This is a genomic window from Pseudozobellia thermophila, from assembly GCF_900141855.1.
Taxonomy (GTDB): domain Bacteria; phylum Bacteroidota; class Bacteroidia; order Flavobacteriales; family Flavobacteriaceae; genus Pseudozobellia; species Pseudozobellia thermophila.
This window is the reverse complement of the sequence record NZ_FQYU01000009.1, coordinates 86,058-100,641: the sequence shown is the minus strand read 5'-3', so window position 1 is coordinate 100,641 and position 14,584 is coordinate 86,058. Positions and strand designations below refer to the sequence as shown.

Sequence of the window (14,584 nt, the reverse complement as noted above, 5' to 3'; positions counted from 1 at the left end):
TATCGGATCTTTAACCGATTTTTCTACCCCACAGAGAGAAAAGCGCCCATGGTCAAGCATGGGTGCTTTTTGTTTTTTGACCTGGCGGGCCCCGGTATAAGGGGGGTGTTCCTAAAGTTCATGGACTTTTGTAATCGGGGATGTCCGATAATTATCCAACCGGCCACGAAAGACAACTTTTTCGGCGAATACCCCTGTCTTTCCCCTAGTTATTATTAAATTTGCCTTCCTTCAAAAAGTACTTGAGCGATGTTCGATAATTTAAGTGAAAAACTCGATAAGGCCCTACATACCCTGCGTGGGCATGGCCAGATTACTGAAATAAATGTTGCCGAGACCACCAAGGAAGTCCGCCGGGCCCTTTTGGATGCCGACGTCAACTTCAAGATAGCCAAGGAATTTACCAATAGGGTAAAGGAAAAGGCCTTGGGACAAGATGTGTTGACCACCCTACAGCCCGGGCAGTTGATGGTAAAGATCGTAAAGGACGAGTTGACCCAATTAATGGGGGGCGAAAGTGAGGGAATCAACCTTTCGGGTGCGCCATCGGTCATTTTGATGTCGGGCCTTCAAGGTTCGGGTAAAACTACCTTTTCCGGCAAGTTGGCCAATTACCTAAAGACCAAAAAGACAAAGAAGCCTTTATTGGTGGCCTGTGACGTGTACCGACCTGCTGCGATCGATCAGCTTCACGTGGTGGGCGAACAGATCGGGGTAGAGGTATATTCCGATAGGGGGAACAACGATCCCGTCGCCATAGCCCAAGCCGGTATCGCCAAGGCCAAGGCCGAAGGCTTCAATGTGGTGATCATAGATACCGCCGGCCGTTTGGCCGTCGACGAAATGATGATGAAGGAAATATCGAACATCCATGCGGCCATTCAGCCCCAGGAAACCCTGTTCGTGGTCGATGCGATGACGGGTCAAGATGCGGTAAACACGGCCAAGGCCTTTAACGATGTCCTGAATTTTGACGGGGTTATACTGACCAAGCTCGATGGTGATACCCGCGGTGGTGCGGCCATATCCATTAAGTCCGTAGTAAATAAACCCATAAAGTTTATCGGTACGGGAGAAAAGATGGAAGCCATAGATGTTTTTCACCCTTCGCGTATGGCCGACCGAATTTTGGGTATGGGCGATGTGGTATCGCTTGTCGAACGGGCCCAAGAGCAATTCGACGAAGAAGAGGCCCGGAAAATCCAAAAGAAGATCGCCAAGAACAAGTTTGGCTTCGACGACTTTCTCTCCCAGATCCAACAGATCAAGAAAATGGGCAATATGAAAGACCTGATGGGCATGATACCCGGTATGGGAAAGGCGCTTAAGGGAATTGATATAGACGACGACGCCTTTAAGCATATCGAGGCCATCATCTATTCAATGACCCCCGATGAAAGGGCGAATCCGTCAAAATTGAACCACAGCAGAAAGAAACGTATCGCCAAGGGAAGCGGGCGTCAGGTGCAAGAGGTGAACCAGCTCTTAAAACAGTTCGACCAAATGAGCAAGATGATGAAAATGATGCAAGGGGGCGGAGGCAAAAAAATGATGCAAATGATGGGCGGTGCCCTGGGACGCGGATAGCACGCGACCTTGAAGCCCGATAAAACCTAAGGAACGACCTAACAAAATTACAACGACCAATCGATTACCATGAAAATTCTAGACGGTAAAAAAGTATCCAACGATATAAAGGATGAAATTGCGGCCGAAGTGGCACAAATGAAGGAACGCGGAGAAAAGGTGCCCCACTTGGCAGCGGTACTCGTTGGCAACGATGGTGCCAGTTTGACCTATGTGGGCAGTAAGGTGCGTTCTTGTAAAAAAGTGGGCTTCGAGTCTACCTTGATCCAGCTTCCCGAGGAGACAAGCGAGGAAACCTTGTTGGAAAAGGTGCGTGAGCTCAATGCGGATCAAGAGATCGACGGATACATTGTACAACTTCCCCTGCCCCGACATATCGATGAGCAAAAAGTATTGATGGCCGTCGACCCCGATAAGGATGTAGATGGGTTTCACCCCGTTAACTTTGGCAAGATGGCCCTTGATATGGAGGCGTTTATCTCTGCAACTCCCTTTGGAATTATGGAGCTTTTAAAAAGATACGAGGTCGAGACCGAGGGCAAACATGTGGTCGTGATCGGGAGAAGCCATATTGTTGGCAGGCCCATTAGCATATTGATGAGCCAAAAGGGCAAAACGGCCAATTGTACGGTTACCTTGACCCATAGCCGCACCAAGAACATCAAAGACCTTACCCTTCAGGCCGATATCGTCGTTTCCGCACTTGGGGTGCCTGGTTTTTTGAAGGCCGACATGGTCAAGGAAGGGGCCGTAATCATAGACGTGGGCATTACCCGGGTTAAAGATGGGTCAAAGGAAAAAGGGTACTACATTACCGGAGATGTCGATTTCGAAAACGTGAGTAAAAAAGCTTCCTATATTACACCGGTCCCCGGTGGGGTGGGGCCCATGACCATAGCCATGCTGTTGAAAAACACCCTGTTGGCGCGGGAAAGGCACAGGGCTCGAAAATAAATCCGTACTTCGGAATAGTGGTGGGATTGTTCCATGATCCAGCATACCCCCGGTTTCGTTAGGGGGGTATCCCTCTATGTATTTCCTCTTTCCGTTTCTGCGAATATGGGGCCTTTGACCATCATTCTAATGTATTATTGCGATTTTTTTATTATGTTTCGAGAATAAATACATGCAATTTTACGTTATTTCGTAACAATATCATTATTAGGTGTTTGTATTGACTTGAAAAACACATGATCCCCCCATATTGTAATGATTAGGTTTAACGTAGCTATACATATTAGAATATATGGGTATAACCTTGGATCCTTTTTTCAATTTGTCAATGGATTGTCTGTGTATCGCAGACTTTAACGGTTACTTCAAGAAAATCAATCCGGCCTTTGTGGAGCTATTGGGCTATTCCGAAGAAGAGTTGAAATCCAAAAAGATTTATGAGTTTATCTACGAGGACGATAAGGAGCGCACGGCTAGTATGAGAGACCAGTTGACCAAAGATGTACCTTTGGTCAATTTTGAAAATAGGTACGTGAGCAAATCGGGTGAAATAGTTTGGTTGCATTGGACCTCTATTCCGGTGCCCGAAGAACAACTGGTCTACGCCATTGCCAGGGATATAAGCTATTACAAGGGATTGGAAAACGAGCGGGTTTCCCATCTGAGCCAGCTGGCAAAGGTCAATGAGGAACTCAAAAAACTAAGCTATCTCACTTCCCACGATTTGAGGTCGCCGGTCAACAACCTGATATCGATGACGGAACTCATCGACCCGACCAAGATCAATGACGAAGACACGCTACAGGTCATCAACTATATCAAAATCTCGGCACAGACTTTAAAGAATTCCCTAAACGCCTTTGTGGATCTGCTAAAGCAAAAGGAGGTTCCCGACAAGAAGTTGGAGAAGGTCTATTTTGCCGAAATATTCGATCGGGTCAGCCTATCGGTAAGGTCGCTGATCAAAAAGTCGAGGGCCACATTTTATCTGGACTTTGAAGAGGCGGCCTTCGTAAACTACAATACCGCTTATCTGGAAAGTATATTCCTCAACCTCTTTACCAATTCGATCAAGTATGCCAAACCGGGGATTCCGCCGATCATAACCATTAAAACCACCAAGGGTACGGACGAAATCGTATTGACGTATAGCGATAACGGCATAGGGTTCGATATGGATGAAGTAGGACACCAGATTTTTACGCTCAAGCAAAAAACCAATCCGAATAAGGATAGCAAGGGCGTAGGGCTTTATTTGGTACACAACCACGTAACGAGTCTAGGGGGTAGCATCAGTGTAGAGAGCGCAGTGAACGAAGGTACTACGTTTACCATAAAATTCCCCGTTTGAAAGCATAACACGGGCCAATCCCTTAGGGGGCGGCCCGATGGTCGGCCCAGTTCAAATTTGGCGGCCCGAAGCAGTTACTTCGGTCAAAGGGCTTGATTCGTCCTTAGGTCCGGACTGTATCCGACCTTTCCGACAATTACCGTATCCCCGGGCTTGATCAGGTCGATGTCGTTGCTGTCGTCGGTGCTGCAACTTCCCATAGCCGCTATGGTACACAGGATAGCAAAGGCAAGAATGAACTTTTTCATTGTAATGGATTAAAGGATATAGGTCTTTTAGTAACGTTCAAAAAACGGATTCCGTATCTTTTTTTGTTCATAAGGTGCCCAAAGACCAGGTACCTCCCACAAAAACTTTACTTTTGCGCTTTCTTTGCACAAATGTCAGCGACCAAACGATTTTCTTTCATCGATCCCGCCAAAAGTCCGGTTTTTTACGGCTATATGATCTTGGTAATCGGTACCGTGGGTATTTATTGCAGTATTCCGGGGCAGACCATCGGCGTTTCGGTATTTACCGATCCCGTAAAAGATGCCTTGGGGCTATCGCGAAACCAATTCAGTAATGCCTATATGATCGGTACGATCTGTAGCTCTTTGGTTATTGGTAGGGCCGGAATCTGGTTCGATCGGTACGGGGCGAGACAGGTCGCCTTTTTTGCCGCACTTACCTTGGCCTTTGCCCTGATGCTTTGTTCGTGGTCGGTGCGGATGAGCGAGGCCGTAAAGGGGCTGCTGGATGTACGTACTTGGATGGTTCCCTTCACCTTGATGACGCTTCTGTTCTTTGTACTGAGGTTTTCGGGGCAAGGGGTTCTGACCATGGCCTCCAGAAACATGATCATGATATGGTTCGATAAGAACCGGGGCAAGGTAAATGCCATCAGTAGTGTGGCCATTTCCTTTGGCTTTTCTTCCTCGCCTTTGTGGGTCAATGCCCTGATCGAGGGTTATAGCTGGCAAATGGCATGGCAGTTCTTGGCGGTCGGTCTTTTGGTATTTAGCCTGATCATCCTCTTGTTTTATAAGAACAAGCCCGAGGAACACGGACTTGTCCCTGACGGCAAGGTGCCCGGGCCGAAGGATGAGGGGAAACCCGTTCCCGTCGCCAGGCAATACACGGCAAAGGAGGCACAGGCAACGCGCGCGTTTTGGATGTATGCGCTCATGCTCGCCTTTAATAGTTTCTTTATTACGGGGCTTACCTTTCATGTGGTTTCGGTCTTTGCCAGTGAAGGTTTTCCGAAAGAAGAGGCCATATCCATATTTTTGCCCGCCTCGGTCGTTGCCGTTACGGTCTCTACCGTATTTAACTTTCTGAGCGATTACCTCAAATTAAAGCTTTATCTCTATTTGATGATTTTTGGGGGTATTCTGGCCTCGGTAGGCTTTTTGTTCTTGTCAACGGCCATAGGCATTCCCTTTTTGATCGCCGGATTCGGTATTCTAGGGGGCTTCTTTGCCGTACTCAACGCCATCGTATGGCCCCGTTTCTACGGCCGTACGCATCTGGGGGCCATTACGGGCAAGGTCATGTCTTTTTTGATATTGGCCAGCGCCTTGGCCCCCTCGGTCTTCAGTTTGTGCTTTTCGACCTTTGGCTCCTATCGCTTAATGGGGTATTTGGGACTGGCCTTTTTATTGTTCCTTTCCTTGGCGTCCATCAAGGCCGATAATCCCCAGTAATCGTTAAATTTGGGATAAATACAGTAGGTGTTTCAAGCCCGTTTCTAGGATTAAAATCACCTATTTGGGCCATTTTTTTGTCCTTGGGCAAAAATAAGCCTACTAATTGCCAAGAAAAGTGTTGGTTCTGTCGCAAAGTGGGAGTAACTTTCACAATTCCAAAACACGGCTTGCCGGGTTGTTTTACCGGTTTAGGGGTATAATCGGAAACAGGCCGATGAATTTCATGGGTAAGGAAGGCCGAAAACCAATGACGGGGCGCTTTCCAGTGTCCGTGGTTTGATCAAATGCGAAAGGCCATGCCCCCAATGCCCGGTCAAGTTATCGCAGTAGGTTTTGTAAATTGTAATATCCTTAGAACCCAAATAAACAAACCCAATGAAAAAAACAGTTGCCATTTTTTGCCTTTTTGCCCTTCTTTTTTCCTGTAAGTCGGAGAAAAAGGACAACGCACAACAAGAGAGTCCCAAAGAAGAGATCGTTACCGCCGATACCGATGAATGGATCTACCTGTTCGACGGTTCGACCACGGAGGGGTGGCGGGCCTACAACGGGGAAGACCTTCCGCCGCAATGGGTCGTAAAGGATGGTGTATTGACCTTTGATACGGAAATAAGGACGGAGGCGAACCGTAAAGGGGGGCACGATATTATCTATGCCGCCGAGGAGTTCGATAATTTCGAATTGTACTGGGAATGGAAAATACCCGAAGGAGGCAATAGCGGAATGCTCTACCATATCAAGGAAGGGGACTGGGGCATGCCTGAAGTCTCTCCCGAATACCAGATGCTCGACGACCTTAAATGGGAAGAAATAAACAAGGCCAAATTGGAGGATTGGCAGAAGACGGGTGCCGATTATGCCATGCACGTGCCCGACGAGTCGCAAAAAATAGTGAAACCGGCCGGGGAGTGGAATACTTCGAGGGTCATTTTTACCCCGGAAAAGGTCGAGCACTGGCTCAATGGCAAAAAGCTGTTGTCCTTTGTACCGTGGAGCGAAGACTGGGAAAAGCGCAAGAGCGAGGGGAAATGGAAAAATTCGCCCAAATACGGTACCTTTAAAAGCGGTTATATCGGCTTTCAAGACCACGACAGTCCGTTATGGCTAAGAAATGTGAAAATTAAGAAACTATAAATCCAAACTACTCAAAAATGAACAAAAGGGAATTTTTAAAAAGTGCGGCAGCCCTATCATCGTTTGCACTATTGCCCAATGCTACATGGGCCTTTCAACAAGGAAAACGACTTCGAACGGCACATATTGGTGTGGGTAACATGGGGGGTGAAGACCTAAAGGCCATTTCATCGCACCCATCGGTCGATGTGGTGGCACTTTGCGATGTCGATTCGATCAACTTGGCGAAGGCCCATAAACTGCACCCAGGGGCCAGGGTCTTTTTCGATTACCGGGTTATGCTCAATGAAATGGGGGATGAAATCGACGCCGTCGTCGTATCGACCCCCGACCATACCCATGCGCCGGCATCCCTGATGGCCATGGAAATGAACAAGCCCGTATATTGCCAAAAGCCCCTGACCCACTACGTCGATGAGTCGCGAAAAATGATGAAGATGGCCGAAGAAAAGAACTTGGTCACGCAAATGGGGATACAGGTACATTCGTTCTACGATTACCGTTTGGCCACCCTTTTGATACAATCGGGTATAATTGGCAAGGTGCATACCGTAAGGGCCTGGTCGCCCAAATCGTGGGGCTATAACGGGGAAGAGCCCGCAGGGGAAGACCCCGTACCCGCACATTTGGACTGGAACCTGTGGTTGGGCACCTCTAAGGAGCGCCCCTACAAAGAGGGATATTACCATCCCGGTAATTGGCGGAAGCTCTTGGATTATGGCTGCGGTACCTTGGGCGATATGGGCGTACATATCTTCGATACTCCCTACAACGCCCTTAATTTGGACGTTCCGTTGACCATTAAGAACGAATGCAGGGAACCTAACGGATTCGGGTATCCTGAAAACAACACGGTTACCTACGAATTTCCCGGTACGGAATATACCACAAAAACATTAAAATGGGTCTGGTACGACGGACCTGGAATGCCACCTGAGCACGAAGACCTTATCTTGCCGGGCAGTAAGGCCTCTTTGAGTAAAAAACAGGCAAAGGAGGCTACCATGGAAGAGAAAATGTCCCTTGATGCCAAGGCGGCCGGAGAAGGTGAACTTCCGGATCAAGGCGCTATGTTCATCGGCAAAAAAGGCCGTTTGCTATTGCCCCATTTTATGCAGTTGCCCAAGAAAATAGTAAAGGGTAAATATGTAGATATATCAAAGGAAATTGAAGAGGTTTCCAAGGCGAATAATTTGGGCCAACCCGTTCGCAACTATCAATCGGAGGGCCCTAAACATTACCATCAATTTGTAGATGCCTGTTTGGGCAAGGGCAAGACCACCGCGCCCTTCTCTTATTCGGCACGTTTGACCGAGACCATTCTCTTGGGCGTCATTGCCGGTCGTTTTCCGAACAGGACCTTACATTGGGATGCCGAGGCGGCCAAGTTTGCCGAAGAGGAAGCCAATCAGTACCTAGGCGGCGATTACCGCGATTTTTGATCGGGGAAAATTAAAATTGGGCCCGAAACGCGTTTGCCATAACCAAACTAACCGGTGGTTGCTTCTTGTAGGGATAAAAAGGATGTTGCCGATGGGCAGTGTTCCCGTACAAAAGTCGTAAATTACCTAGCTGGGAAACGTAGTCCGGGCCTATTTTTATGCCCTTGTGCGGCCTTTTGGCGATTCAGGAAGGGATGTGGCCCTCGGCACACGACCATTAACAAAAACCTTATTTTAAATGAAGTACAGAAGATTCGGAAGAACCGATTGGCAAGTAAGTGAGATCGGCTATGGCATGTGGGGTATGGCCGGATGGACGGAATCGGACGATATACAATCGGCAAAATCCTTGGACCTGGCCGTTGAGAACGGGGTTAATTTTTTTGATACGGCCTGGGGCTATGGCGAAGGCCATAGCGAAGAGCTCTTGGGCGAACTCGTGCGCCGGCATCCCAGGGAAAAACTGTATACCGCCAGTAAGATACCGCCCAAGAACTTTCAATGGCCGGCAAAACCGGAATATGGTTTTGAGGATTCCTATCCGACCAGCCACATTGTCGAATACACCGAGAAGACCTTGGTCAATCTGGGAATGGAACGTATCGACCTAATGCAGTTTCATACCTGGGACGATTCTTGGTCGCACCGCGAAGAATGGCAAAGGGCGGTAGAAGACTTGAAAAAGGACGGAAAGATAAGGGCAATGGGTATCAGCGTCAATCGCTGGGAACCTGAAAACGGTATCAAGGCACTTGAAACGGGACTTATCGATGCGGTACAGGTCATCTATAATATCTTTGACCAAAATCCCGAAGACCGGCTTTTTCCGCTTTGCGAAGAAAGGGACATTGCCGTGATAGCCCGGGTGCCCTTCGACGAGGGAACCTTGACCGGCAACCTTACCAAGGAAACCGTTTTTCCCGAAGGGGACTGGCGTGCTACTTATTTTGTGCCCGAGAACCTGAACGCAAGTGTTGAGCATGCCGATGCATTGCGGCCCCTGATTCCGGAGGGGATGACCATGGCCGAAATGGCCCTGCGCTTTATTTTGGAAAACAAAACCGTAAGTACGACCATACCCGGTATGCGAAAGCAGCGAAACGTACTGGCCAATACCGCCACCAGCGACGGTAAAGGGCTGCCGGCCGATTTGCTAAGGGAGCTGAAAAAACATCGGTGGGACAGAACCCCGACCTCGTGGTCGCAATGAGCCTATTTGGCGAAAAGCTGGGAGAGGTCTTTAAAGGCCTTGAATTCGAGGGCGTTTCCGGCAGGATCTAAAAAGAACATGGTAGCCTGTTCGCCGGCCAGGCCCTTAAAACGGATATAGGGTTCGATTTTAAATCGGACCTTTTTGTTCTTAAGTTCCTCGGCAAAGCTCCAAAAAATATCCCAAGGCAAGACCACCCCGTAATGGGGCACGGGTACGTCATGGCCATCAACGGGGTTGTAGTGCAAGCTGTCCGTTTCCGTTTTGGGTTTGTAATGAATTACCAACTGATGGCCGAAAAGGTTAAAATCTACCCAATGGTCACTGCTGCGGCCCTCTTCACAATTCAGTATTTCGCGATAAAAGTTTCGGCATTCGTCAAGGTTGTGAACGGGTATGGCAATATGAAAGGGACTTACGTTCTGCATGGTCTGTTGTTTTAGTTCGATAGCGTTGTTGACTTAGTTTTTAAGCGGTCGGTTCAGGTCGGGGGCGATTCTTTTCTTGGCCTCCCTTACATCTATGTACCGCTCCAGATCGCGGAGGGCGATTACCGTATACCCATTTTGGTCGAGGTATTTTAGATAGTTCTCGAACAGTTCAGGGGGCGTGGTTACCCAAGGATGCTCGATATCGGGGACCCCATGAAAGGTCAAGACCGTAATTTTTCCGTCTTTGGCCTGCCCAAGGGCTTTTAAAATTTCCTTTTCATTCGTTGCATCACTTGCCCAACTGGGGATGAGGAAGGGGTGGTCGACCTGGGGATCGTAGGGCCTGCTTCCGCCCGCACGGGCAAAAACATAGCCTTTGTCCTCCAAAAAAACCAATACCCCCGAATTAAGTCCATAACCCGGATAGGCAAAATTTCTCGGTGTCGTAATGCCCAAAGAATCACAGGTGTTTTCAATATAGGACAATTCTTTTTCAAACCCGGTCTTGTTCAATTTGGTCACATTGGGGTGGGTTCGGGTGTGGTTGGCAATTTCGAAGCCCATTTGGTCTAGCTGTTTTATCTGTCGCCAGGTCATGTATAGGGTACTATCGCTATAGTTGGGGGGAAATTCACAGACAAAGAAGGTGGCCCCGAAACCGTATTGGCGCAACAGGGGCGCAACAATCGAATACTGGCTGGCCGGAGCATCATCGAAGGTCAATACTACCAGTTTGTCGGGAAGGGGCTTTTTTAGGATTTGGGCGTCCATGCCGATCCAAAGCCATAACATAAGATAAAGCGCTAAGCGATATTTCATACTTGGCAAAGGAAGTTAAAAATGGCAAATAAAAAAACAGGAACAAGGGAAAGGACCTCCGTGTTGTACCGGGGCAGGCATCATTTTGGGCTCATCTACCGGAGGCCTTGATCGTTACCTGACGCCTGTAAAAGGGACATCGGGCCTTATTCTTCCAAAAAGGCGACTATTTGTTCGTTGATCTCGGGTTGATGCATGGAGTGGCCCAGTCCCTTGGTACGAACAAATCGACTTCCTTTCCAACGGGCGTGCACTTTTTCCGAAGCGTGAAACGGCGCAAGTACATCCAATTCGTCGTGAAACAACAGCCCTTTTTTATGATTGTCGGCCACAAACTTCGACGATGAAAAATGGCGAATATCGAAACCAAAGCGCTCAAGGCCGTATGCTTCAAAGGCTTTTAAGACCCGGTCGTTGAACCCGAGCAGTTCTTGGTAATGGTCGAGTATTTCATGAAACTCCGAAGGGGAACCTATGGTCACTATCTTCTCTACGTTTTTGTTGGGCCAATTGTATTCGGTATAGAGTATGGCCATCCCCCCTAGGGAGTGGCCTACCAAATACTTGGGGTCGTACGTTTCGATTACCTTCCGAATGCATTGGCCATAAAGGGGCAGGTGTAAATTTTTACCCGAAGAATATCCGTGGCCGGGGGCATCGAAGGCGACGATATCATAATTGGCCTCTTGTAGAAAGCCGATTAAATTTCTCCATCGAAAGCTGTTGCTTTCCCAGCCGTGCACCAGTAAGACCGTTTCCTTGGTCCCGGGCCATCGGTAGGTCTGCAGCCGGTGTCCTGCGATTTCGAGAACCTGATCCTTGGCCCGGTTCAGGTATTCTTGTTGCTGTGGTAAAACACGACCTTTTCGTACAGTGCTAAATACTTCAAACGCCTTTTGTGCCGCCTTTTTTTTGGAGAAAAGGGCCAATAGGTTAAAGTACTTCCCATATAGTTTTGGGGTGATTTTATTCACGGTTTGTGTTTCGGGGCTAAAGTGAAAAAACGAGTTTTTTTAAGCTTGGCACATGGGAAATGGTACCGATGGAAAAGGATGCCGGGATGATGTGCCGACAATGTTTTTTGCCATTTTTATTCCCATGCCACCATCATGTATTTGATCTTGGCGTCGTCGGGTATCTGAACCGCTTCGATGTTAACGCTTGAGGCGTATCTAAGGCTTGACGGTAGTTCTTCTTTGCTTATGGTAAAATAAACGTCGCTGTCTTTCAGGAGGATAACCACGTTGTTCATGGAGGTGATTATCTTTCTGATCGTGTAATTGTCCTTTATATCCTTAAAGGTACTGGCAAGGCCGACCCCTTTTTCGGTAACAAAACGCTCGTCTTCGATCCTGATGTTCTCTATGGTGGGGATGCTGTCCGAACTGGGGGTAAGTGTCAGCAAGTGTTTTCCGCCCGGCTCGAAAATCTTGAACTTTTTACTGTTGTTGGCACTGTTGACGATGGAGGAATCCTTGACGATCGAATCGTTGGCGTAGATGACCTCTATGTCGCGGGCCAGGCTTATGCGTTCCAATTTGCCCACGGCGTCCTTCGTAATGAGAAAGGTGGTGTCCTTTTCTTGTTTGCAGCTGGCAAGGCACAGCAATAAACAGCTGAATAGTAGTGTAAATCTCATGTGTTAGGCTATAAAATTTTGTAATAAAATATAAGCTATCGAATTACCTTTTTTAAAACACCCAGTACCCCGCGAATAAAGGTGGCGCTGGTCAAAACCTTGATGACCGGGTTTTGTCTTGTACTGGTTCTTTTGCGTGCAGTGGTTTTTGGTCTGGCCTTTTCCTTGGCGGCCTCGGCCTCGGCCTTTTCTATTTTTTCGTTTAGGATCTCATAGGCGCTCTCCCTATCGATTTCTTCGCTATATTTTTTGACCAAGTCCGATCTTGTGACCAAGGTTTTGAGTTCGGATTCCGTCAGTACGTCCATACGGCTCATCGGGGCCCTGAGCAAGGTTGCCGCCAATGGTGTGGGGCGTCCTTTTTCATCAAGGGCGGAGATAAGGGCCTCGCCGATACCCAACGAGGTCAGTACCTCCTTGGTGTCGTAGAATTCCGAATCGGGGTAGTTTTCGGCGGTCAGTTTTATGGCCTTTCGGTCTTTGGCGGTAAAGGCGCGCAGGGCGTGCTGTACCTTCAGTCCCAATTGGGAAAGTACCGCATCGGGTACATCGGTCGGGTTCTGTGTCACAAAATAGAGGCCTATACCCTTCGAGCGGATCAGTTTGACAATGCTTTCGATTTGGTCCAACAAGGCTTTTGAGGCTTCGTTGAAAATAAGATGGGCCTCGTCGATAAAAAGGACGAGCTCGGGCCTATCGCTGTCGCCCTGCTCCGGGAAGGTACTGTATATTTCGGCCAACAGGCTCAACATAAAGGTCGAAAACAGTTTGGGCCGATCTTGGATGTCGGTCAACCGGATAATGTTGATGTAGCCCCTGCCGTTTTCGTCGATGCGGGTAAGGTCTTCGACCTCGAACGATTTTTCCCCGAAGAAACGTTCGGCTCCCTGTTGTTCGAGCTCGATGATCTTTCTCAATATGGTGCCCGTAGAACTTGTCGATATACGGCCGTAATGTTTGGTAAACTCCGCCTTGCCCTCTCCCGTGGCATATTGCAGTACCTTCTTGAAATCCTTGAGGTCGAGCAGTGGAAGCTTGTTGTCGTCGCAATATTTGAAAACCACGGCGACAATGCCCTCTTGGGTTACGCTAAGGTCCAGTATCCTTGAAAGAAGAACGGGTCCGAATTCCGATACCGTGGCCCTTAATTTTACCCCGTCCTGTTCCGAGAGGGAGAGTATCTCTACGGGAAACGACTTGGGTTCAAAGGGTAGGCCTATTTGGGCGTGGCGCTCATCGATTTTCGGATGGCCCGGACTGGGTTGTGCTATACCGCTCAAATCGCCCTTGAGGTCCATTAAGAGTACCGGTACCCCCTTGTCGGAAAGATTTTCGGCCAGAACCTGAAGGGTTTTGGTCTTACCGGTTCCCGTTGCCCCGGCGATCAGTCCGTGACGGTTCATGGTCTTCAGCGGAACTTTTACATGGGCATTGGTCACGGCCTTGCCTTCGAACATGGCGGCGCCCATTACCAAGTAGTCGCCTTTGGTGGTATACCCTTTTTCTATATGCTCGAAAAATTCCTCTTTGCTGGCCATATGGTCAAATTTTTGGTAAAAATAAGGCAATTTTGCCTGTTTTGAAGGGATGGAGGCTACAATTTACCTTTTGATGGCGTTGCCCCGTGGTTTGTGGGGACAATTTGGGTTTCGGTTTTTTGGGTTTTGGAACTTGCAACACCTATCTTTGCCGAATGTTGGAAGATGAAGTTTTAAGAGAGGTCGATAAGGGCAGGCTTTTGCCCTTAATGGAAGAGTTTTATACCATTCAGGGAGAGGGCTTTCACAAGGGTACGGCCGCTTATTTTATTCGGGTGGGAGGTTGCGATGTCGGGTGTCACTGGTGCGATGTAAAGGAAAGTTGGAACGCCGCAACCCATCCGCCGACACCTGTGGAGGCCATTGTCGAAAATGCGGCGAAGTATTCGAATACGATCGTGGTGACCGGCGGTGAGCCCCTGACTTGGAACATGAAGCCCCTGACCGATGCCTTAAAGGCCAAAAACCTTCAGATCCATATCGAAACCTCCGGGGCCTACCCCTTGACCGGGACCTGGGATTGGATCTGCCTATCCCCGAAAAAAAACAAGCTGCCCCATAAGGAAGTCTATGACCGTGCGCATGAGTTGAAGGTCATTGTCTACAACAGGCACGATTTGATTTTTGCAGAGCAGGAAGCGGCAAAGGTCAACGATGACTGTATACTGTACTTACAGCCCGAATGGAGCGTTCGCGATAAGGTTACGCCCCTAATCGTCGACTATGTGATGCAGCACCCCAAATGGAAGGTTTCCTTACAGACCCATAAATACCTGAACATTCCTTAAACG

General features: G+C 48.5%; 14 protein-coding genes. 8 read left to right on the top strand and 6 right to left on the bottom strand.

Annotated elements, in window-relative coordinates; translation table 11 throughout:
- The first annotated feature begins 249 nt into the window (after window positions 1–249).
- The 3 genes from ffh (at window position 250) to BUB37_RS17575 (ending at window position 3,892) form a co-directional block, all read left to right on the top strand.
- Window positions 250–1,587, top strand: a complete 1,338-nt coding sequence (gene ffh, locus BUB37_RS17585) for a signal recognition particle protein (RefSeq protein ID WP_072995143.1) — start codon at window positions 250–252, stop codon at window positions 1,585–1,587.
- A gap of 69 nt (window positions 1,588–1,656) precedes the next feature.
- On the top strand, window positions 1,657–2,541 hold the full coding sequence (folD, locus tag BUB37_RS17580; RefSeq protein ID WP_072995142.1) for a bifunctional methylenetetrahydrofolate dehydrogenase/methenyltetrahydrofolate cyclohydrolase FolD: 885 nt from the start codon (window positions 1,657–1,659) through the stop codon (window positions 2,539–2,541).
- 328 nt (window positions 2,542–2,869) lie between these two features.
- Window positions 2,870–3,892 carry a PAS domain-containing sensor histidine kinase gene (locus BUB37_RS17575; protein ID WP_244526883.1) on the top strand — a complete coding sequence of 341 codons (1,023 nt, stop codon included), beginning with the start codon at window positions 2,870–2,872 and terminating at the stop codon, window positions 3,890–3,892.
- A gap of 83 nt (window positions 3,893–3,975) precedes the next feature.
- Here the strand turns inward: BUB37_RS17575 and BUB37_RS21680 are convergent, their stop codons facing one another.
- Complete coding sequence (locus tag BUB37_RS21680; RefSeq protein WP_170863187.1) at window positions 3,976–4,140, bottom strand: hypothetical protein; 165 nt, start codon at window positions 4,138–4,140, stop codon at window positions 3,976–3,978.
- 132 nt (window positions 4,141–4,272) lie between these two features.
- On the opposite strand from BUB37_RS21680, the gene BUB37_RS17570 reads away from it, so the two are divergent.
- From BUB37_RS17570 to BUB37_RS17555, 4 genes are all read left to right on the top strand, one after another.
- Complete coding sequence (locus tag BUB37_RS17570) at window positions 4,273–5,577, top strand: MFS transporter (RefSeq protein WP_072995140.1); 1,305 nt, start codon at window positions 4,273–4,275, stop codon at window positions 5,575–5,577.
- A gap of 378 nt (window positions 5,578–5,955) precedes the next feature.
- Window positions 5,956–6,714, top strand: a complete 759-nt coding sequence (locus BUB37_RS17565; RefSeq protein ID WP_072995139.1) for a 3-keto-disaccharide hydrolase — start codon at window positions 5,956–5,958, stop codon at window positions 6,712–6,714.
- 17 nt (window positions 6,715–6,731) lie between these two features.
- Window positions 6,732–8,156, top strand: a complete 1,425-nt coding sequence (locus BUB37_RS17560) for a Gfo/Idh/MocA family protein (RefSeq protein ID WP_072995138.1) — start codon at window positions 6,732–6,734, stop codon at window positions 8,154–8,156.
- Window positions 8,157–8,394: 238 nt separating this feature from the next.
- Window positions 8,395–9,366: an aldo/keto reductase gene (locus BUB37_RS17555; protein WP_072995137.1), complete on the top strand. Its 972-nt coding sequence runs from the start codon at window positions 8,395–8,397 to the stop codon at window positions 9,364–9,366.
- Window positions 9,367–9,368: 2 nt separating this feature from the next.
- Here the strand turns inward: BUB37_RS17555 and BUB37_RS17550 are convergent, their stop codons facing one another.
- The 5 genes from BUB37_RS17550 to BUB37_RS17530 form a co-directional block, all read right to left on the bottom strand.
- Complete coding sequence (locus BUB37_RS17550; RefSeq protein ID WP_072995136.1) at window positions 9,369–9,794, bottom strand: VOC family protein; 426 nt, start codon at window positions 9,792–9,794, stop codon at window positions 9,369–9,371.
- A 33-nt stretch (window positions 9,795–9,827) separates the two neighbouring features.
- Entirely contained in the window at window positions 9,828–10,616 is a 789-nt protein-coding gene (locus BUB37_RS17545) for a polysaccharide deacetylase family protein (protein ID WP_072995135.1), read from the bottom strand.
- A 146-nt stretch (window positions 10,617–10,762) separates the two neighbouring features.
- Window positions 10,763–11,590 carry an alpha/beta fold hydrolase gene (locus BUB37_RS17540; RefSeq protein ID WP_072995134.1) on the bottom strand — a complete coding sequence of 276 codons (828 nt, stop codon included), beginning with the start codon at window positions 11,588–11,590 and terminating at the stop codon, window positions 10,763–10,765.
- A 116-nt stretch (window positions 11,591–11,706) separates the two neighbouring features.
- A complete protein-coding gene (locus tag BUB37_RS17535) occupies window positions 11,707–12,255 on the bottom strand; it encodes a hypothetical protein (RefSeq protein WP_072995133.1) in 549 nt (182 codons plus the stop codon).
- Window positions 12,256–12,290: 35 nt separating this feature from the next.
- A complete protein-coding gene (locus BUB37_RS17530; RefSeq protein ID WP_072995189.1) occupies window positions 12,291–13,793 on the bottom strand; it encodes a helicase HerA-like domain-containing protein in 1,503 nt (500 codons plus the stop codon).
- Window positions 13,794–13,948: 155 nt separating this feature from the next.
- Here BUB37_RS17530 and BUB37_RS17525 point away from each other — a divergent pair, with 155 nt between their 5' ends.
- On the top strand, window positions 13,949–14,581 hold the full coding sequence (locus tag BUB37_RS17525; protein WP_072995132.1) for a 7-carboxy-7-deazaguanine synthase QueE: 633 nt from the start codon (window positions 13,949–13,951) through the stop codon (window positions 14,579–14,581).
- Window positions 14,582–14,584: the final 3 nt, after the last annotated feature.